Source organism: Rhizobium sp. YS-1r (assembly GCF_000757525.1).
GTDB lineage: Bacteria > Pseudomonadota > Alphaproteobacteria > Rhizobiales > Rhizobiaceae > Neorhizobium > Neorhizobium petrolearium.
In genome coordinates, this window is sequence record NZ_JPYQ01000009.1 from 157422 (window position 1) to 175168 (window position 17747).

Annotated in this window: 19 protein-coding genes; 4 read left to right on the forward strand and 15 right to left on the reverse strand. The window is 61.2% G+C overall.

The annotated features are described in order from the left end of the window. Positions 1-14 precede the first annotated feature (14 nt). From JL39_RS10045 to JL39_RS30500, 5 genes are read right to left on the reverse strand one after another with little or no spacing between them, the layout of a single operon-like run. Entirely contained in the window at positions 15-1142 is a 1128-nt protein-coding gene (locus JL39_RS10045) for an ABC transporter permease (protein WP_037149298.1), read from the reverse strand. Then, positions 1139-2026, reverse strand: a complete 888-nt coding sequence (locus JL39_RS10050; RefSeq protein ID WP_037149301.1) for an ABC transporter permease — start codon at positions 2024-2026, stop codon at positions 1139-1141. Before JL39_RS10050 ends, JL39_RS10045 begins: the two co-directional genes overlap by 4 nt. Next, positions 2026-2361, reverse strand: coding sequence for a hypothetical protein (locus JL39_RS10055; protein WP_037149303.1), 336 nt, complete (start codon positions 2359-2361; stop codon positions 2026-2028). The genes JL39_RS10050 and JL39_RS10055 overlap by 1 nt, the downstream gene beginning before the upstream one ends. A gap of 3 nt (positions 2362-2364) precedes the next feature. Continuing rightward, positions 2365-3156, reverse strand: a complete 792-nt coding sequence (locus JL39_RS10060) for an ABC transporter ATP-binding protein (RefSeq protein WP_037149680.1) — start codon at positions 3154-3156, stop codon at positions 2365-2367. Next, positions 3153-3602, reverse strand: a complete 450-nt coding sequence (locus JL39_RS30500) for a hypothetical protein (protein ID WP_152601091.1) — start codon at positions 3600-3602, stop codon at positions 3153-3155. Before JL39_RS30500 ends, JL39_RS10060 begins: the two co-directional genes overlap by 4 nt. Here JL39_RS30500 and JL39_RS10070 point away from each other — a divergent pair. Then, on the forward strand, positions 3590-4009 hold the full coding sequence (locus JL39_RS10070) for a cupin domain-containing protein (protein ID WP_037149306.1): 420 nt from the start codon (positions 3590-3592) through the stop codon (positions 4007-4009). The genes JL39_RS30500 and JL39_RS10070 overlap by 13 nt on opposite strands. 88 nt (positions 4010-4097) lie before the next feature. Here the strand turns inward: JL39_RS10070 and hydA are convergent, their stop codons facing one another. Genes hydA through JL39_RS10085 form a run of 3 tightly spaced genes read right to left on the reverse strand, consistent with a single transcriptional unit; the run spans position 4098 to position 7117 of the window. Further along, positions 4098-5552, reverse strand: a complete 1455-nt coding sequence (hydA, locus tag JL39_RS10075) for a dihydropyrimidinase (protein WP_037149310.1) — start codon at positions 5550-5552, stop codon at positions 4098-4100. Then, positions 5549-5827, reverse strand: coding sequence for a hypothetical protein (locus tag JL39_RS10080; protein WP_037149313.1), 279 nt, complete (start codon positions 5825-5827; stop codon positions 5549-5551). Before JL39_RS10080 ends, hydA begins: the two co-directional genes overlap by 4 nt. A gap of 36 nt (positions 5828-5863) precedes the next feature. After that, complete coding sequence (locus JL39_RS10085) at positions 5864-7117, reverse strand: Zn-dependent hydrolase (protein WP_037149315.1); 1254 nt, start codon at positions 7115-7117, stop codon at positions 5864-5866. A 249-nt stretch (positions 7118-7366) separates the two neighbouring features. Here JL39_RS10085 and JL39_RS10090 point away from each other — a divergent pair, with 249 nt between their 5' ends. Continuing rightward, on the forward strand, positions 7367-8011 hold the full coding sequence (locus tag JL39_RS10090) for a TetR family transcriptional regulator C-terminal domain-containing protein (protein ID WP_037149318.1): 645 nt from the start codon (positions 7367-7369) through the stop codon (positions 8009-8011). Between the two features lie 79 nt (positions 8012-8090). Here JL39_RS10090 and JL39_RS10095 read toward each other — a convergent pair whose 3' ends face one another. Next, positions 8091-9125, reverse strand: a complete 1035-nt coding sequence (locus JL39_RS10095; RefSeq protein WP_037149322.1) for a glutamine synthetase beta-grasp domain-containing protein — start codon at positions 9123-9125, stop codon at positions 8091-8093. A 448-nt stretch (positions 9126-9573) separates the two neighbouring features. On the opposite strand from JL39_RS10095, the gene JL39_RS10100 reads away from it, so the two are divergent. Beyond that, positions 9574-9774, forward strand: coding sequence for a DUF2735 domain-containing protein (locus tag JL39_RS10100; RefSeq protein WP_037149325.1), 201 nt, complete (start codon positions 9574-9576; stop codon positions 9772-9774). 62 nt (positions 9775-9836) lie between these two features. On the opposite strand, the gene JL39_RS10105 is transcribed toward JL39_RS10100, so the two are convergent. Beyond that, positions 9837-10877 carry a YeiH family protein gene (locus JL39_RS10105; RefSeq protein ID WP_037149327.1) on the reverse strand — a complete coding sequence of 347 codons (1041 nt, stop codon included), beginning with the start codon at positions 10875-10877 and terminating at the stop codon, positions 9837-9839. 109 nt (positions 10878-10986) lie between these two features. Here JL39_RS10105 and JL39_RS10110 point away from each other — a divergent pair, with 109 nt between their 5' ends. Then, positions 10987-11889 carry a LysR family transcriptional regulator gene (locus JL39_RS10110; protein WP_037149686.1) on the forward strand — a complete coding sequence of 301 codons (903 nt, stop codon included), beginning with the start codon at positions 10987-10989 and terminating at the stop codon, positions 11887-11889. 571 nt (positions 11890-12460) lie between these two features. Here JL39_RS10110 and JL39_RS10120 read toward each other — a convergent pair. The 5 genes from JL39_RS10120 to acsA are packed head-to-tail and all read right to left on the reverse strand — an operon-like array spanning position 12461 to position 17715. Then, complete coding sequence (locus JL39_RS10120) at positions 12461-12703, reverse strand: acyl carrier protein (RefSeq protein WP_037149331.1); 243 nt, start codon at positions 12701-12703, stop codon at positions 12461-12463. After that, on the reverse strand, positions 12700-13944 hold the full coding sequence (locus JL39_RS10125; protein ID WP_037149333.1) for a dihydrolipoamide acetyltransferase family protein: 1245 nt from the start codon (positions 13942-13944) through the stop codon (positions 12700-12702). The genes JL39_RS10120 and JL39_RS10125 overlap by 4 nt, the downstream gene beginning before the upstream one ends. Next, positions 13941-14948: a pyruvate dehydrogenase complex E1 component subunit beta gene (locus tag JL39_RS10130; protein WP_037149334.1), complete on the reverse strand. Its 1008-nt coding sequence runs from the start codon at positions 14946-14948 to the stop codon at positions 13941-13943. The genes JL39_RS10125 and JL39_RS10130 overlap by 4 nt, the downstream gene beginning before the upstream one ends. Continuing rightward, on the reverse strand, positions 14945-15931 hold the full coding sequence (gene pdhA, locus JL39_RS10135) for a pyruvate dehydrogenase (acetyl-transferring) E1 component subunit alpha (RefSeq protein ID WP_037149337.1): 987 nt from the start codon (positions 15929-15931) through the stop codon (positions 14945-14947). Before pdhA ends, JL39_RS10130 begins: the two co-directional genes overlap by 4 nt. After that, on the reverse strand, positions 15928-17715 hold the full coding sequence (gene acsA, locus JL39_RS10140; protein WP_052182795.1) for an acetate--CoA ligase: 1788 nt from the start codon (positions 17713-17715) through the stop codon (positions 15928-15930). The genes pdhA and acsA overlap by 4 nt, the downstream gene beginning before the upstream one ends. Positions 17716-17747 lie beyond the last annotated feature (32 nt).

The following is a 17747-nucleotide window of genomic DNA, read 5'->3' on the forward strand; positions in this document are numbered from 1 at the left end:
CCGGATTTCAGCGCCTAACCCCCACGGTTAGACGGATGCCAGAACGTCGTCGCCCTTTCCGCAAGCGCCACGACACCATAAAAAACCGAACCGACCACCGCCGCAACAGCGATTTCGGCCCAGACCATATCGACATTCATGCGGCCGATTTCAGTCGAGATGCGAAAACCCATGCCGACGATGGGCGTGCCGAAGAATTCCGCCACGATCGCGCCGATCAGTGCCAGCGTCGAGTTGATCTTCAGCGCGTTGAAGATGAACGGCATGGCGGCCGGAAGGCGGAGTTTCATCAGCGTCTGCCAATAATCCGATGCATAGGAGCGCATCAGATCCTGCTCCATGGCTCCTGCGGCGCCAAGGCCTGCCACCGTGTTCACCAACATCGGAAAGAAGGTCATGATGATCACGACCGCTGCCTTGGACTGCCAGTCGAAACCGAACCACATCACCATGATTGGTGCAACGCCGATGATCGGCAGGGCCGAAACCATGTTGCCGATCGGCAGAAGTCCGCGCCGCAGGAAGGCTACGCGGTCCGCGAGGATCGCGACGATGAAGCCGGATGCGCAGCCGACGATGTAGCCGAAGAGCACAGCCTTGAAGATCGTTTGCTGCACGTCCGCCCACAACGTCGCGACCGATCCGGCGATGCGCGCGCCGATCGCCGATGGCGGCGGCAGGAGGATGAAGGGAATGCCTGCGCCGCGGGTGATCGCCTCCCAGAGGATCAGGATCCAGGCACCGAAGATCGCCGGTATGAGGAGCTGCAGGAAGGTATCGCCGCCCTTCGATTTCGGATGCATATCGGAGAGCACCGTGACGCAGCGCCAGGCGAGGAGCCAACATGCGGCAATCAGAAGGAAGAAGGCCATAGTCGCCTTGCCCTCGTAGCCCGCAAGTCCGCTGATCAGGAACCAGGTCGCCAGATGGGGCCCGACAAACAAAATTGCGGCCAGAAGGGGTGCGGGGAGCCTGCTGAAAGAAAGCAGCGCGGTGCCGATCGTGAGTGCGAAGATCAGGGCTAAGGTGCCACTGCTGAAAGGCGAAGGTGTATCCGTCTTCAGCAGGGGCAGAGAAGCGAGGGCTGCAAGACAGAGGAGAAAGGCAAGTGCGCCCTGCCAGGAGCGGAAGATCGCGTTCATGCCGGCCTCCCGCCCATCGCGCGGTCGACGATCTTCGCTATCACTCCAACAAAGGTGACCAGAATGGCCGCCAGTACCGAACCGGCGATCAGCGCCGCCCAGATGTCGATCGTCTGGCTGTAATAGGAACCTGCCAAGAGTTTTGAGCCGATGCCGGCGACCGCGCCGGTCGGCAATTCGCCGACGATCGCGCCAACCAGGCTTGCCGCGATCGCTACTTTCATCGACGTGAACAGGAACGGGATCGACGCCGGCACGCGCAGCTTCCAGAAGGTCTGCGCCGCGCTGGCATGATAGGTGCGCATCAGGTCGAGCTGGATGAGTTCCGGCGAGCGCAGGCCTTTCACCATGCCGACCGCAACGGGAAAGAATGAAAGATAGGTCGAGATCAGCGCTTTCGGGATCAATCCGGTGACGTTCACCGCCGCCAGCACGACGATGACCATAGGCGCGATTGCCAGGATCGGCACGGTCTGCGAGGCGATGATCCAGGGCATGAGACTGCGCTCGAGCGCCTTCACATGCACGATGCCGACGGCGATCAGGATGCCGAGCAGGGTGCCGAGCGTGAAGCCGACGGCGGTCGACGAAAGCGTGACCCAGCTATGATAGACGAGGCTGCGGTTCGAGGTGACGCGGCGCAGAAAGGTATTCTCGAAGACGTTGCTCGCCACTTGATGCGGTGCCGGCAGGACCGGCTTCGGCTGAGAGAGCGTCCTTTCGATGAAATCCATGGGTGTCGACGTGACATTGCCGCGCCGGTCGAGATCGCGCTGAAAGGGTGCGTTCATGAAGACCGCTGCGGCATACCACACCGCAACGATGATAAAAAGGATCGTGACGACCGGCAGGATGCGGTGATGGAGGAGCCTTTCCTGCTGCATCAGCTTTTGGCCTCCAGTGGAAAAAGCATCAGCACCATGGCGACGACGCCGAGCCCGACGCCGGCAAGCTGGGTTGTGCTTAGGCGCTCGCCGAAGATCGCGAAAGAAATAACGTTGATGAGCAGGAGTTGGGCAATGGCCGAAGCGGAAATCGCCAGTCCCAGCCCTGCCTCGCGCATCAGCCGCACCATCATCAGGTTGCCGATGCAATAAAGCCCGAGCGACAGGAGAAGCACGAGGATATTGCTGTTGGTGACATAGGCACGTGAGGCAGTCGCGGCGGACAGGAATGTCACCATGGCGCCCGTGAGCCAGAGAAGGAAGACGGAGTTCATACCTCACTCCTCATAGCTGTGTCCCGCTCTCAGGCCCTCACGCACGCGGTGGGCGATTTCGAGGAATTCCGGTGTCTCGCGGATATCGAGCGGGCGCTCCCTTGGCAGCGTCGACTCGATGATGTCCGTCACTCGGCCCGGGCGGGGCGACATGACGACGATCCTGGTCGAGAGATAGACCGCTTCCGGAATGGAATGCGTCACGAAACAGATGGTTTTTTCCGTCCGGGACCAGAGCTTCAGAAGCTGTTCGTTCAGATGGTCGCGAACGATCTCGTCGAGCGCGCCGAACGGCTCGTCCATGAGCAGCAGATCGGCATCGAAGGCGAGGGCGCGGGCGATCGAGGCGCGCTGCTGCATGCCGCCCGAAAGCTGCCATGGATATTTCTTGCCGAAGCCCGACAGGTTGACGAGATCGAGGGTGCGTTCGATACGCTGAGCGCGCTCCGCTGCCGAGTAGCCCATGATCTCCAGCGGCAGCGCGATGTTCTTGTCGATCGTCCGCCAGGGATAGAGCGCCGGTGCCTGGAAGACGTAGCCGTAGGAGCGAGACTTGCGCGCTTCTTCCGGTGTCATGCCGTTAACGGAGATTTCGCCCGTCGTGTTCTTCTCCAGGTCGGCAATCACGCGCAGGAAAGTGGTCTTGCCGCAGCCGGACGGGCCGATGAAGGAGACGAAATCACCTTTCCGGACCTCCAGATCGACATTCGAGAGGGCATGTACCGGACCGTCACTGGTCTCGAAAGTCAGGCCAAGCTTTCTTGCCGAGACGACGGAAGAAGGGTGTTCGTTCATCGGCATTTTGTAAAAGGCCCCCATTCAAGTCCATCTGCGAAGCGCACAGTATAGACATCGCCATTGCGAAGGATATCGATCACCGACTCATGCCTCTGCTCTTCCCCTTCTTCATCACAGACCGCCTCCGTCCTGAAGCCGCCGACAATCGGCTTGGCCATTCCTTTGAATTCACAGTGGGAGAGGGCGGTGGTCACGCTTTCGCCGGTGAGGGTCGCGAAAAACTCTTCCCATTCGTTGGTGCGTGCAAAGCGGCAGCCGCCTTCGTCACCATAAACACCGTCGATAACAGATATCTGTGCATCGGCATTTGAACCTGTCGCCAGAAAAAGCAAAGCGAGCGCAAGTGCCGTTTTTCGCTTTCCTTCGCCCTTGATCGGGGACCGGATATGATATGCTGAAGTCTTGTCCCCGCCAAATGAGGATCGACGCAATGGACCGCGCATCAAAACCCACCTGCCGTGTCGTGAAGCCCGATGCCACCTATGACGGAAAGCAGGGCTTGAGTTATTTCCAAGGGATCGCCACGGAGACTGTGGGTTCGAAAGGCATCTGCATGCATCTGCTGACCATCCCGCCGGGTGTGAAGGCGAAAGCCCATCTGCACGAATCCCACGAGACGGCGATCTACATGCTCTCCGGCTCGGCGCACACCTGGTATGGCGACCGGCTGGAGAACCATGTCGTGCTGCATGCCGGCGAGCTTATGTACATTCCGGCAGGCGTGCCGCATCTGCCGGCCAACCTTTTGAGCACGCCGTGCACCGCGGTGATCGCCCGCACCGATCCGAACGAACAGGAAAGCGTCATCCTGCTGCCGGAATTGGACGGGTTGGTGGAAATTCCGACCTGACGTTTTACAATCACGCTCGCTGAGGAGGCGGAAATGTCCGCTGGAGCAAAGTGGGGCAGTCTGGATATGTCCCCGCATCGCCCTCACATCACACTCCGCTTGCCGGAATGCCGGTGCGTTCCACCTTGCGTGGCGCGGTGATCTCCTTCCAGGTGGACAGCGCCTTGTTGACCGCCTGGAACGGTTCGCGCTTGACGAACTGGCCGTGGCCTTCGCGGGTCTTGATCGCCCCTTCCTCAATGGTCACGACACCGCGGGTCAGCGTATAGCGCGGCAGGCCGGTGACCTCCTTGCCCTCGAAGACGTTGTAGTCGATCGCTGATTGCTGGTTCTTCGCCGAGATCGTCTTGGAACGCTTCGGGTCCCAGACGACGATGTCCGCGTCGGCGCCGACGAGGATCCCCCCTTTTTTCGGGTAGATATTGAGGATTTTTGCGATATTGGTTGAAGTCACCGCGACGAACTCGTTCATGGTGATGCGGCCGGTCGCCACCCCGTAGGTCCAGAGCATCGGCATGCGATCCTCAAGCCCGCCGGTGCCGTTCGGGATCTTTCTGAAATCGCCGACACCATACCGCTTCTGGTCGGTCGTGAAGGCGCAGTGGTCGGTCGCGACCACCTGCAGCGAACCGGACGAGAGCCCCGCCCAGAGACTGTCCTGATGCTGTTTGTTGCGGAAGGGCGGGCTCATGACCCGGCGAGCGGCGTGGTCCCAGTCCTTGTTTAAATATTCGCTCTCGTCGAGCGTCAGGTGCTGGATCAGCGGTTCGCCATAGACGCGCATGCCGTTCTGGCGGGCACGGCGGATCGCCTCATGCGCCTGTTCGCAGGAGGTGTGGACCACATAAAGCGGCACGCCCGCCATGTCGGCGATGATGATCGCGCGGTTCGTCGCTTCACCTTCTACGGAGGCAGGCCGGGAATAGGCGTGCCCCTCCGGGCCATCGTTCCCTTCGTCCATCAGCTTCTGTTGCATGGCGGCGACGACATCCCCGTTTTCCGCATGCACGAGGGGCAGGGCGCCGAGCTCGGCGCAGCGGCTGAAGGAGGCGAACATCTCGTCGTCGTTCACCATCAGCGCGCCCTTGTAGGCCATGAAGTGCTTGAAGGTGTTGATGCCGTGGTGGAGGACGACCGCCTTCATCTCGTTAAAAACCTGTTCGCCCCACCAGGTCACCGACATGTGGAAGGAATAGTCGCAGTTCGCCCGGGTCGCCTTGTTGTCCCAGCGTTTCAAGGCATCGAGCAGCGACTGGCCGGGCTCCGGCAGGCAGAAGTCGACCACCATGGTCGTGCCTCCGGCAAGCGCGGCGCGGGTACCGCTTTCGAAGTCGTCGGAGGAATAGGTGCCCATGAAGGGCATTTCGAGATGGACATGCGGATCGATACCACCCGGCATCACGTAACAGCCTGCAGCATCCAGCACTTCGTCGCCGGTAAGATCCGGGCCGATCTCGACGATCCTGCCGCCCTCGATCTTGACGTCCGCCTTGTAGGTCAGGTCGGCGGTGACGATGGTTCCACCCTTGATGACTGTGGTCATTCTCCAAACTCCGTGTTGCTGCGTGGCGCGTCGGCCAGTTGCTGGTCGAGCGATTGGCGGTAGCGAATACAGCCGCGCATGAATTGCGGCCAGTCGGGCACGATCTGTTTGCCGGTCGGAGGTTCGGGCAGCAGCGCCCACATGTCCGGATGGTGCCAACAGAGCTCGTGCATCGAACTGTCGCGGTGTTTGCGGATCGCCTGGCGCATCGCTCGTGCGGTTGCAAGCAGCGCGGCGTGATCCATCTTCTCCAGGTCTGCATCTGGATCGCTCATCGGTGCCGCCCTCCTGCTAGCTGGTCACTATCGAGCCTACTCCACAATCCCCGCGGTCTCCAGCACGGCATGGAAGAGCACGTCGGCGCCGGCGGCTGCCCATTCCTTGGAGATGTCCTCCGCCTCGTTGTGGGAAAGCCCACCGACGCAGGGGCACATGATCATCGTGGCCGGCGCTACCTTGGCCGCCCAGCAGGCGTCGTGCCCTGCGCCGGAAATGATGTCGCGATGGCTGTAACCGAGCTTTTCCGCGGCATTCCGCACGCGGCCGACGAGCGTCGGATCGAAGGTCACCGGATCGAAATGACCGACCGCCTCGACCGAACAGCCGACACCGAGCTTTTCGCAGATCTTCGCCGCCTCGGCCTCGATTTTCGCCCGCATGCGGTCCAGCTTTTCCTGGCTCGGCGTGCGGATATCGACGGTGAACACTACCTTGCCCGGCAGAACGTTTCGCGAGTTCGGCGAGAAGAAGACCTGGCCGACGCCGCCGACGGCGCCCGGCTGCTCGCTCATCGCCACCTCCTGCACCATTTCGAAGATGCGCGACATGGCAAGCCCGGCATTGACGCGCATGTTCATCGGCGTCGAGCCGGTATGCGCCTCCTTGCCGGTCAGCGTGAATTCCAGCCACCAGAGGCCCTGACAATGGGTGACGACGCCGATCTGCTTGTTCTCAGCCTCAAGAATCGGTCCCTGTTCGATGTGGTATTCGAAATAGGCGTGCATCTTGCGGGCGCCGACCTCCTCATCGCCGATCCAGCCGATGCGCTTCAACTCGTCGCCGAAAGTCTTGCCGTCCGGATCCTTGCGGCCATAGGCATAATCGAGCGTATGCACGCCGGCAAAGACACCCGAAGCGAGCATGGCCGGCGCGAACCGTGCGCCTTCCTCGTTCGTCCAGTTGGTGACGACGATCGGATGCCTGGTCCTGATCCCCAGGTCATTCATCGTGCGCACGACTTCGAGCCCGCCGAGCACACCGAGTACGCCGTCATACTTGCCGCCGGTTGGCTGGGTATCAAGGTGGGAGCCAATATAGACGGGAAGGGCGTCGGGATCGGTGCCGGCGCGGGTCGCGAACATGGTGCCCATCCGGTCGATGCCGAGGGTGAGCCCGGCATCCTCGCACCATGTCTTGAAGAGGCTGCGGCCTTCCTTATCCGCGTCCGTCAGGGTCTGACGATTGTTGCCACCGGCAACGCCCGGGCCGATCTTCGCCATCTCCATCAGGGAATCCCACAGGCGATCGCCATTGATGCGCAAGTTCTCGCCGGGTGCTGCCACCATTTTTCTGTCCTCACCTGTTTGTGCCCCGCCGGTCGTCGGCGGCATGCTTTTCGTTCCCTTCGGTCCTTCATCCGCTTCTGGCAATTGAAGATCGGCATTGCTTTTTTGCTTGTCGCCGATAATTTGACCGATTGGTAAAACATTACAATTTCCGTGCCGTCACTCAAGCCGAAAATCACGAAAAATCCAGAGGAAATTCTGGGGCGGCGAAGCGGCACCAACAAAAGCAGAGAGGGGCGGGAAAATCGGATGACCATCCCACGGGCGGCGAAGACGCAAAGGCGCACACGTATTCAGGAAGAAAAGGAGGAGCGGATTCTTGAAGCGGCGCTCGATGTCTTTTCCTCAAGCGGATTCCGCGGCTCGACCATCGACCAGATCGCCGATGCGGCGGGCATGTCGAAGCCCAATCTCCTTTATTATTTCCGAACCAAGGAAGCGATCCATCGGGCGCTGATCGATCGGGTTCTATTCACCTGGTTGGAGCCGCTACGCGCCTTCAATTCCGAGGGCAATCCTGAGGCGGAGATTCGGTCCTATATCCGCCGCAAGCTCGAAATGGCCCGTGATTTCCCGCGCGAAAGCCGGCTTTTCGCCAACGAGATCCTGCAGGGCGCGCCACATATCGAGGACGAACTGAAGGGGCCGCTCAAAAAGCTTGTCGACGAGAAGGCGGAGGTCATCCGTGCCTGGGCACGGACCGGCAAGATCGCCAGATGCGATCCCTATCATCTGATCTTTTCGATCTGGGCGACGACGCAGCATTATGCAGACTTCGACGTGCAAGTCCGGGCCGTGCTCGGCCAGGAGTCCGCAGGCGAGGGGCGTTTTGAGGATGCGGCCCGCTTTCTGGAGCAACTCTACATGGACGGGCTCAGAATCAACAAAAGCTGAACGGAAGCCCGGCTCGATCACATAGAAGAAAGACGCCGGCGCTGAGGCCGGCGTCTTCACAGTCGGTAGTTTCACTTTATCAGGCGGCAGCGGCCTTGGAGATCGGAACTTCCGAGATCGTCTTCAGAACCTGGGAAGCGATCTGGTAGGGGTCGCCCTGGGAGTTGGGGCGGCGATCTTCGAGATAGCCCTTGTAGCCGTTGTTGATGAAGGAGTGCGGAACGCGGATCGACGCGCCGCGGTCGGCAACGCCGTAAGAGAACTTGTTCCACGGTGCCGTCTCGTGCTTGCCGGTCAGACGCATGTGGTTGTCCGGGCCATAGACGTCGATATGCGCCTGCAGATTCTTGTCGAACTGCGCCATCAGCGCTTCGAAATATTCCTTGCCGCCAACTTCGCGCATATACTTGGTCGAGAAGTTGCAATGCATGCCCGAGCCGTTCCAATCGGTATCGCCGAGCGGCTTGCAGTGGAATTCGACGTCGATTTCGTACTTTTCGCAGAGGCGGAGGAGCAGGTAGCGCGCCATCCAGATCTGGTCGGCGGCCTTTTTGGAGCCCTTGCCGAAAATCTGGAATTCCCACTGCCCCTTGGCCACTTCGGCATTGATGCCTTCATGGTTGATGCCGGCTTCGAGGCAAAGCTCGAGATGCTCTTCAACGATCTGACGCGCGACGTTGCCGACGTTCTTGAAGCCGACGCCCGTGTAGTAGGGGCCCTGCGGAGCCGGGTAACCGTGTTCCGGGAAGCCCAGCGGACGGCCGTCCTTGTAGAAGAAGTATTCCTGTTCGAAACCGAACCAGGCACCTTCATCATCGAGGATCGTGGCGCGGCTGTTCGACGGATGCGGCGTGACGCCATCCGGCATCATGACTTCGCACATGACGAGAACGCCGTTCTTGCGGGCCGGGTCCGGATAGAGGGCGACGGGCTTCAGCACGCAGTCGGAACTGCGGCCTTCGGCCTGATTGGTCGACGAACCGTCAAAGCCCCACAGCGGAAGCTGCTCCAGCGACGGAAAAGTGTCGAATTCCTTGATCTGCGTTTTGCCGCGCAGGTTTGGTACCGGTGTGTACCCATCGAGCCAGATGTACTCGAGCTTGTACTTTGTCATTTTTTTGTCTCTCAGGCCGTGATGTTCATGGTTGAGCCATCCTGAGGTTGCGACGTCCGAGTGAGCCGCGCCTCCGGGATAACGGGATGAACGCATTTCCCGTGCCAGTTTGAGCCCTGGATCGCGCTTCTGCTTAAAAAAGTGTAAAGATGTCTGTCGCGCAGGCGGTAAATGCGGGGAGACCGAAGCAATACGGAAAATGCGTCATAGGAAATCACCGCTTTTGACGCTTCTGAGACGGCCGTTCGGAACCTCGGGCGTCGAGTCTGCGTTGCCTGCTCCTGATGCTCTGCGATGCGAGATTACTCGCGGGGAATTTTGGCATCTCATTTAGTGCCTAGCGTCACGGGTGCGTTTGATATAAAATAATGCAATAAGCACAAAAAATGTGCAAATTTGTGCTCTGTGTGCGTTAGATGCACGGCCTAGGAACGTAGGAGACGATAGGATGAAGACGAACATCCATCGTGAAACGGCGAAGATCTACCAGTTCCCGATCCGCCCCCGACAGCGGCCGGGCAACGGCAGGACAGTGCCGGGCGATGAAATCCATGAGGTCGCGGCAAACGTGTTGGATACTTGCTGGTATCATGACGAAGCTGTGCGCGACGACGAAACTCGCTCCAACGACCGTCCGAAGCCTTGTTGATCCGCCTGGAAGCGAAGACCGCGCCATTTCCGACGCAGCCCTGATTTCGCAAGTCCTCGTTCTTAGAACGCGAACAGTTTCAGCATCGCGTAACCGAATGCTGCGATGAAAAGCCATCCGAAGGCGCCGAGCGCGAGTGGTCGCCAACCTTCGGCCTTCAACTTGCGAATATCCGTGTGAAGGCCCATGGCGGCAAGCGCCATGGAGAGCAGGAAGTTGGTCAGCGTCACCAGCGTCTGGCTGGCGCCTGTGGGGATGGCGACCGCGCTGTTGACCAGCATCATTCCGATGAACCCCAGCACGAACCACGGCATGGGTGCCGAAGCCTTGGCCGGACCTTCCGCGCCCGAACGCATGGCGAATGCAAGCGTCATGATCAGCGGCGCCAGCATGACGACGCGGGCGAGCTTGGAGATCGTGCCGAACTGGCCGGCGACATCGCCTCCCTGGAACGCGGCGGCGACGACCTGCGCGACTTCATGGATCGTTGCGCCGGTCCAGAGCCCATAACCGCGTGCATCAAGGCCGAGCGGGCCAGCCAATAGCGGATATATGAGCATCGAGAGCGAACCGAACAGCGTGACGCAGGCGACGGCGTAAGCGACATGCTCCTGCTTGCCGCGCACAACCGTGTTGGCGGCGATGACCGCCGATGCGCCGCAGACCGAGGTGCCGGCAGCGATAAGATCGGTGAGTTCCTGCTCCACACCCATCGCCCTTCCGACGATGCGGATCGCGAGGAAGGTCGCAACCAGCGTCAAGGCCACCATCGCCAAGCCTGCTCCGCCCAGAGAAAGGATCTGGGCAAGCGTCACCTGCAAACCCAGCAACACAATGCCGAAGCGCAATATGCGTCTCAAAGAGAAGGCTATGCCTGGTTCAGCGGTCGCCGAAAGGGGCAGGGCGTTACGGATCAGCATGCCGATGAGGATGGACACGATAAGCGGGCTCAGCGCCATCCAACCGGTCAGATTGCGGATGACGATGGCCGTCGTGGCAATCGCGGCGGTGAGAAAGAGGCCAGGAAGAAGCTGTGTTGTGGGGGCGAGGCGGATCGTGGACAGAAGGGGACGATGTTCTGCGGACGTCGGTGTCGACTTCATGATTTTTCCAAGTATTTTCTATTTTGTCGAAAATCATTCTCCATCTTGCAAAATCACAAATCCAATTGATAAGTTTTCTGAAATTGTTCGATTTTGGCGATTGATGTCGATGACGCTTGAACAGCTCAAGATTTTTCTGGAAGTGGCGGCTCGCGAACATGTTACGCGGGCGGCCGAGGCATTGAACCTCACTCAATCGGCGGTAAGCGCGGCAATATCCGCCCTTGAGGCGCGGCACGCAGTGATCCTGTTCAACCGTGTCGGACGGCGGATCGAACTTACAGAGGCCGGCAGGCTCTTTGTCCCGGAGGCGCGCGATGTGCTTGAACGAGCGCGATCCGCCGAGCTTATGCTTGCCGATCTTGGCGGCTCGGCCTCCGGAACCCTGCGCATCCATGCCAGTCAGACTGTCGCAAGCTACTGGCTTCCGGCGCGGCTCGTAAGTTACCACGAACGGTTTCCGAGGGTCGACGTACGGCTCACGGTCGGCAATACCCAGAGTGCGGCGGATGCGGTGCTGACTGGCACTGCGGAGCTGGCGGTCGTGGAGGGGCAGGTTTTTCTAGCCGGCCTTAAGCGCCGCAAGGTTGCTGAAGATCGGCTTGTTCTGGTGGTCGGCAGTCGCCACCCCTGGGCCGATGGACGCAGGATCCATTCGGTCGATCTTCTGGAAACCAACTGGATCATGCGCGAGCAGGGGTCCGGCACTCGAGCGGCCTTCGAGGCTCAGCTTGCCAATCTCGGCATCGAGCCGCTGTCGCTTTCAGTGGTCATGGAAATGCCGTCGAACGAGGCCGCGATGGCCGCCGTCGAAACCGGGCTTGCCGCCACGGTGCTTTCCAGCCGCGCGGCGGCGGTACATTCCCTTTCCGGTCGGCTGCATATTGCCGATTTCGCGATGCCGCTCCGGCAGTTCTCGGCGCTCTATCATGCGGAACGACATGTCACCCGGGCAGTGCGGGCCATGCTCGACCTGTTGGGCGAACCGGAGGATACGGTTGGGGGGCGTTAAGTCACTGCTTATTCCATGAGCCCGGGGGCCTTCCTTCGCGAGCGTACCGACCGCCAGATGCACTTTAGGAAGCATGGCGGGGGATTTCGGCCGAACCTCATACGTATCGAATGTCGCCGCGGGTACCGATTTTCAATATCTGCCGTAAACTCCTAGCTGCCACATCATCGCGCGCCAAGCAGCAGGGCAGCCAAGCGAGGCACATCTCCGGCACGTGCGGCATCGCGCGGATCGTCTCCAGATCGTCGAGCCGCAGTCTGGAGCGCGGGAAGCGCTCAGCCAAGATCGACCGGCGCCGGACATATCTGGGTCCGGTTACTGTCGCGTCTTCAGTAGACGATCCCGTCATTCCGACGAGGTCCTCCAGAGGCGCAGACGGCCAAACACTTCCGCTCAGGGAAGAACGCATCAGTACGCATCGAATCTATTCAGTCGGTATGCCGGCGATCCATGTCAAGAGAGGCGGCAGAAAAGATCGTTGGGGTTCTGCGAAGCGCTCCTATGTCAAGTTCGGAGGGGAATAGGTCGCGCGTCATGCCGAGGACTGATCAGGGTTTCCTTGCGCGAGCAGCTAGCGCCGCTTCGTTAGATATTTGACGATGCCGTCCATGGTGAATAGCTTCGGATAGTCCTCCTCGGGAATCGCTACACCAATCCGCTTGTGGAGCGCGATCACAAAGTTGAGGAAGTCCATTGAATCGATGTCGAGTTCCTCGCGGATGTCCTTGTCACCAGGAAGCGCGTCCGGATCCGTTTCTGGTGCGATTTCGGAGAGGAGCTCGCAAGCAAGCTTGCGGATATCAGCTTCGGTCATAGGGCTTCAGGGTCCTGCAGAAAGCGGTCTACGGCAGAAAGGAACAGGCCGCCGGCATGGCCGTCGCTCACGCGGTGGTCGGCGGCGAGTGATGCCGTGACGAGGGGGCGAGCAGTGATCTGGCCCCCTACAGCCCACGGCCGCTCGAGCACCTGGCCGAAGCCCAGGATGGCGACCTGCGGCGGATAGATAACGCCCAGAACGGACTCGACACCGCGCTCGCCGAGGCTGGTAACCGTGAAGGTCGGGTCCATCATCTCCGAGCCCCGGATGCCACCGCTGCGGGCGCGCGCCACCAAGTCGCGCAACGCTTTCATGAGGCTCGGCAGGGAGTGTTTGTCGACCTCGTGAATGGCGGGAGCAATGAGACCACCACCCCGCAGCGAAATCGCCCAACCGATGTGGATGCCGTCCGCCGGCCGGAACCGGCCACCCTCCCCAAAACCGTTGAACCGCGGATTTTCACGCAGAGCAAGCGCTGTCGCCTTAAGAAAGAGGACAGCCGGTAACAGTCGCTCCGCCGGTTCGCGCTTCCTGTTGAACACCTCCAGCCAGGTGAGGGGCCGGCTCATATCGATAGTGTTCATGAGATAGTAGTGCGGGATTTCCCGCTTGGAGCGCGACATGGCGGCCGCGATGGCCTGGCGCATCTCGTCGGGGTCGAAACCCTTGTTGCGCGCAGCAGAGGAGGCCGCCTTCGCCGGCGCGCCTGTTGCCGCCGCCAGTTCGACGTCGGCAAAGGTCACTGAACCGTCGATACCGGTTCCCTGAAGCAGGTCCGGATTGATGCAGAGCTTACCAGCTCGCCGACGGGCGGCCGGGCTCACCTTAACCCGGGCCGGACCGATCGACGGCTGGGGCGCGGGAATGATCTCCTCTGGTGTCGTAGCTTCCGCTGCCGGTGCCCCGGTAGGCGGCCTCTCCACATCCCTGGCGGCGCCCTCGGGGGGGCGTTCGGCCTCGGCCGTCGGCCTCGCAGCTCGTTTGGGGGCCGCTTCCTCCGCGACCGGCGTTGCCAGGTGCGCAAGAACTGCGCCGACAGGCAGTTCCTCACCCTCCTTGGCGCGGAGTTCGGAGATGACGCCGTCCTCGAAAATGTCGATCTCGAACGCGCCCTTATGCGTCTCGACGACGGCGATGACATCGCCTTTCTTGACGGTGCTGCCGGGTTTCACGAGCCACTGGACGAGCTTGCCGCTCTCCATATCGGCGCCCAACGATGGCATCACGAAATCGCTCATTGTGGCGTCACCAGGCTGCGGGCGGCATGCACGATCTGTGAGATCTGCGGCAATGCCGCCTCTTCCATATGCGCCGCATAGGGGATCGGCACCTCGCGGCTGCAGATGCGGCGCAGCGGAGCGTCGAGCTCGAAAAACAACTCTTCCGACAGACGCGCCGCGATCTCGGCCGAAATAGACCCGCTCTTCCAGCCCTCATCGACAATGACGCAGCGACGGGTACGGGCGACGGATTCGAAGATGGTGGCGTTGTCCAGCGGGCGCAGTATGCGCAGATCGACGACCTCAGCCTCGATTTCTTCTGCGGCCAGCGTCTCGGCAGCGGCCAATGACTTCGGCAGGCCGTTGCCATAGGTGAGGATGCTGATGTCGCGGCCGGGCCTGCGGATCCTCGCCTTCGCGATATCGACCTCGGTAATGTCCGGGTCCAGCTCGCCCTCCGCGTTGTAAAGTACGATATGCTCGAAGATCAACACCGGGTTGGGATCGGCCAGTGCGGCCTTCAGCATGAAGCGTGCGTCCTCGATCGTGCCGGGCGCCAGCACCTTGAGGCCGGGAATGTGGGCGAACCAGCCCTCCAGGCTGTGCGAGTGCTGTGCGGCAAGCTGTCGTCCCGCGCCCGTCGCCATGCGGATGACCAACGGTACGGCGAATTGCCCGCCTGACATATGGGGGATCGTGGCGGCATTGTTCATGATCTGGTCGAGCGCGAGCAGGCTAAAGTTGCAGGTCATAATCTCCACAATCGGCCGCAGGCCCGCCATCGCAGCGCCTATGCCGGCACCGACGAAGGCGGCTTCCGCAAGCGGCGTGTCACGGATGCGGTCGGGGCCGAACTCGCTGAGGAGGCCCTTGGAGACGGCATAACAGCCGCCATAGAGACCGATATCCTCGCCCATCAGGAAAGTGCGCGGATCGTTGATGAGGGCTTCGCGGATCGCCTGTCGGCAGGCCTCGCGATAGGTTAAAAGGTTCGTGCCCGCTTTGGCCGTCTGGCCGTTCATTTCGGCACCTCGTCGATCACAACGAAGCGGTCGAGGTCTTCGATCTTTTCCCATTGGCTCTGTTCCGCGAAAGCCACCGCCTCCTCGATCTCGGCTTCGACTTGCGCCTCTATCTCGCTTAGCACCTGCGGCGAGACCATGTGGTTTTCTTCCAGCCACCTCCGCATGCGTGGGATGGGGTCGCGCTGCTTCCAGAGGTCGATCTCCTCGCGTGTGCGGTAGAGCTGGGCATCGAACATGGAGTGGGCTCGGAAACGGTAGGTGCGGCATTCTAGAAAATAGGGTCCGTTCCCGACGCGAATCGACTCGACCGCTTTCCTGGCCGCTGCCTCCACGGCAATCGGATTCATTCCGTCGACCGCTGCGGCTGGAGTGCGATAGGCGGCGGCCTTGCGGAAGATGTCCGTTTCGGCTTCTGCCAGCTCAAGCGGCATGCCCATGGCATAGAGATTGTTCTCGCAGACGAAGAGCACCGGCAGATCCCAGAGCTCCGCGAGGTTCATGCTTTCGTGGAACTCCCCTTCGCCGGCAGCTCCCTCGCCAAAAAAACAGGCCGTCACGGCTCCCGGGCGAAGCTGTTTGTCGGCCATGGCGATACCGACGGCGAGCGGCAGTCCACCGCCTACGATCGCGTTGCCACCGTAAAAGCGCCTGGAGCGATCGAAGAAATGCATGGACCCACCGCGACCGCGTGAGCACCCATCCACCTTGCCGTACATCTCCGCCATGAGCACGCCCATGGGTAGCCCCTTGGCGAGAGCATGCCCATGGTCGCGATAGGTGGCGACGACTGCGTCGCCATCTTCCAGGGCCTCCATAATGCCGACGGCGACTGCCTCTTCGCCGTCATAGAGGTGCAGGAAGCCGCGTATCTTCTGCGTCTGATAGAGTTCGGCGCATTTGCCCTCGAAGCGCCGGATGCGCAGCATCCGCCGGAACAGATGCTGGCCGTGTTCGGGGCCGAGATGCGGCTTCTGTGTCATTTCTCGTCGCTTTCAAGGGTTGACAGGTCGCCTTCGGGAAGGCCGAGTTCGCGCGCCCTCAGGAGCCGCCGCATGATTTTGCCGGAGCGGGTCTTGGGCAGGTTGGCGCGGAAGTCGATCTCCTTGGGCGCCACGGCCGGCCCCAGGCGCTTGCGCGCGTGGCCGAGAAGTTCCTTGCGCAGCGCTTCCGAGGGCTCATGGCCGGGCTTCAGCGCGACGAAGGCCTTGACAACCTCGCCGACGGTGGGATCGGGCTTGCCGATCACGCCCGCTTCGGCGACCGCCGGATGCTCCATCAGAGCGCTTTCGACCTCGAACGGCCCAATCAGGTGCCCTGCCGACTTGATGACATCGTCGCTACGGCCGACGAACCAGTAGTAGCCGTCCGCGTCGCGCTTTGCGAGGTCGCCCGTCAGATACCAGTCACCGGCGAAGCACTTGCGATAGCGTTCATCCTCATTGAGGTAGCCGCGCATCATAGAGGGCCAGCCCCTCTTCAGCGCCAGTTCGCCCTCGACCATCGGCTCCTGTATCACCTCCACGTCCTGACCTTCGTCATGGCGTAGGATCGCCGCCTCTATGCCAGGCAGCGGAAGGCCCATTGAACCGGGTTTTATGTCAAGAGCCGGGAAGTTGGCGATCATGATGCCGCCGGTCTCAGTCTGCCACCAGTTGTCGTGGAACGGCAAGTCGAAGGCGTCAATGCCCCACACGACGGCCTCGGGATTGAGCGGCTCGCCGACGCTTGCCGCGAAGCGTAGCGCGGAAAGATCGTAGCCCCTGGCGGCATCCGCGCCGAGCCGCATCATCATCCGGATGGCGGTTGGCGCGGTGTACCAGACCGTCACCCGCTCGTGCTCAAGCGTCGAATACCACGTCTGGGGATCGAACTCGGCCTCGACGACAATACTGGTGACGCCATTCGTAAGCGGTGCAAGAATCCCGTAGCTCGTCCCGGTAACCCAGCCGGGATCTGCCGTGCACCAGTAAATATCGTCCTCGTGCAGATCGAGCGCGTAGAGGCCCGTCACATGATGTGCCAGCACCGCGCCATGCACATGGATTGCCCCCTTCGGCCGCCCCGTCGTGCCGCTGGTGAAATGCAGGAGCGCCATATCCTCGGGATTGGTCGAGGCGATTTCGAAGTCGGGCGACGCCGCCTCGACGAGCGCCGACCAGCGATGGATGCCGGGGCCGTCGGCTTCGCCGTCTCCGACAAGGATGATATGCGACAGGCTCGGCATCCGGTCGCGCACGTTTTGAACCTTGCGGCGATAAAGCTCCGGGGTCGTGATGAGCACGCGGCCCTCGCCGATGCCGATCCGGGTCGCGATAGGTTCGGGACCGAAGGCCGAAAAGAGCGGCGAGGCCACGCACTGGGCCTTTAGCGTCCCGAGGACCGCCACGTAGAGTTCAGGCAGCCGTCCCATGAGAAGGAAAACCCTCTCTCCCGGCTTGAGGCCGAGACTGACGAGCGCGTTGGCAAAACGGTTCGTATCGCGGCGGAGATCTATATACGTCAGGTCACGCCGCGCTCCTGTCTTGCCGATCCAGCGGATCGCCAGCTTCTCGGCGTGCGATCCGGCCGCATGGCGGTCGACGGCCTCATGGGCGATGTTGTAGCCCGTGCCGCCCGGCAGGCCATCGAGCAACGTCCAGGCGTTGGCCCAGTCGAAACGTGCCCGCTCCGCCTCGTAGTCGTACAGATGCGGCCGCGGAGAAAGGGCGGTGCGATCCTTTCTGATGCGCTGATCGGATGTTCTGGGTTGAGGGTTTCCATTCATCGCTGGCCGTGCTTTCCCATCAGCTTGACGGT

What these genes read in the sequence shown, in the direction of transcription:
- JL39_RS10045 (WP_037149298.1), bottom strand. Translation starts at nt 1,142, where the DNA reads ATGAACGCGATCTTCCGCTCCTGGCAGGGCGCACTTGCCTTTCTCCTC.
- JL39_RS10050 (WP_037149301.1), bottom strand. Translation starts at nt 2,026, where the DNA reads ATGCAGCAGGAAAGGCTCCTCCATCACCGCATCCTGCCGGTCGTCACG.
- JL39_RS10055 (WP_037149303.1), bottom strand. Translation starts at nt 2,361, where the DNA reads ATGAACTCCGTCTTCCTTCTCTGGCTCACGGGCGCCATGGTGACATTC.
- JL39_RS10060 (WP_037149680.1), bottom strand. Translation starts at nt 3,156, where the DNA reads ATGAACGAACACCCTTCTTCCGTCGTCTCGGCAAGAAAGCTTGGCCTG.
- JL39_RS10070 (WP_037149306.1), top strand. Translation starts at nt 3,590, where the DNA reads ATGGACCGCGCATCAAAACCCACCTGCCGTGTCGTGAAGCCCGATGCC.
- JL39_RS30500 (WP_152601091.1), bottom strand. Translation starts at nt 3,602, where the DNA reads ATGCGCGGTCCATTGCGTCGATCCTCATTTGGCGGGGACAAGACTTCA.
- hydA (WP_037149310.1), bottom strand. Translation starts at nt 5,552, where the DNA reads ATGACCACAGTCATCAAGGGTGGAACCATCGTCACCGCCGACCTGACC.
- JL39_RS10080 (WP_037149313.1), bottom strand. Translation starts at nt 5,827, where the DNA reads ATGAGCGATCCAGATGCAGACCTGGAGAAGATGGATCACGCCGCGCTG.
- JL39_RS10085 (WP_037149315.1), bottom strand. Translation starts at nt 7,117, where the DNA reads ATGGTGGCAGCACCCGGCGAGAACTTGCGCATCAATGGCGATCGCCTG.
- JL39_RS10090 (WP_037149318.1), top strand. Translation starts at nt 7,367, where the DNA reads ATGACCATCCCACGGGCGGCGAAGACGCAAAGGCGCACACGTATTCAG.
- JL39_RS10095 (WP_037149322.1), bottom strand. Translation starts at nt 9,125, where the DNA reads ATGACAAAGTACAAGCTCGAGTACATCTGGCTCGATGGGTACACACCG.
- JL39_RS10100 (WP_037149325.1), top strand. Translation starts at nt 9,574, where the DNA reads ATGAAGACGAACATCCATCGTGAAACGGCGAAGATCTACCAGTTCCCG.
- JL39_RS10105 (WP_037149327.1), bottom strand. Translation starts at nt 10,877, where the DNA reads ATGAAGTCGACACCGACGTCCGCAGAACATCGTCCCCTTCTGTCCACG.
- JL39_RS10110 (WP_037149686.1), top strand. Translation starts at nt 10,987, where the DNA reads ATGACGCTTGAACAGCTCAAGATTTTTCTGGAAGTGGCGGCTCGCGAA.
- JL39_RS10120 (WP_037149331.1), bottom strand. Translation starts at nt 12,703, where the DNA reads ATGACCGAAGCTGATATCCGCAAGCTTGCTTGCGAGCTCCTCTCCGAA.
- JL39_RS10125 (WP_037149333.1), bottom strand. Translation starts at nt 13,944, where the DNA reads ATGAGCGATTTCGTGATGCCATCGTTGGGCGCCGATATGGAGAGCGGC.
- JL39_RS10130 (WP_037149334.1), bottom strand. Translation starts at nt 14,948, where the DNA reads ATGAACGGCCAGACGGCCAAAGCGGGCACGAACCTTTTAACCTATCGC.
- pdhA (WP_037149337.1), bottom strand. Translation starts at nt 15,931, where the DNA reads ATGACACAGAAGCCGCATCTCGGCCCCGAACACGGCCAGCATCTGTTC.
- acsA (WP_052182795.1), bottom strand. Translation starts at nt 17,715, where the DNA reads ATGAATGGAAACCCTCAACCCAGAACATCCGATCAGCGCATCAGAAAG.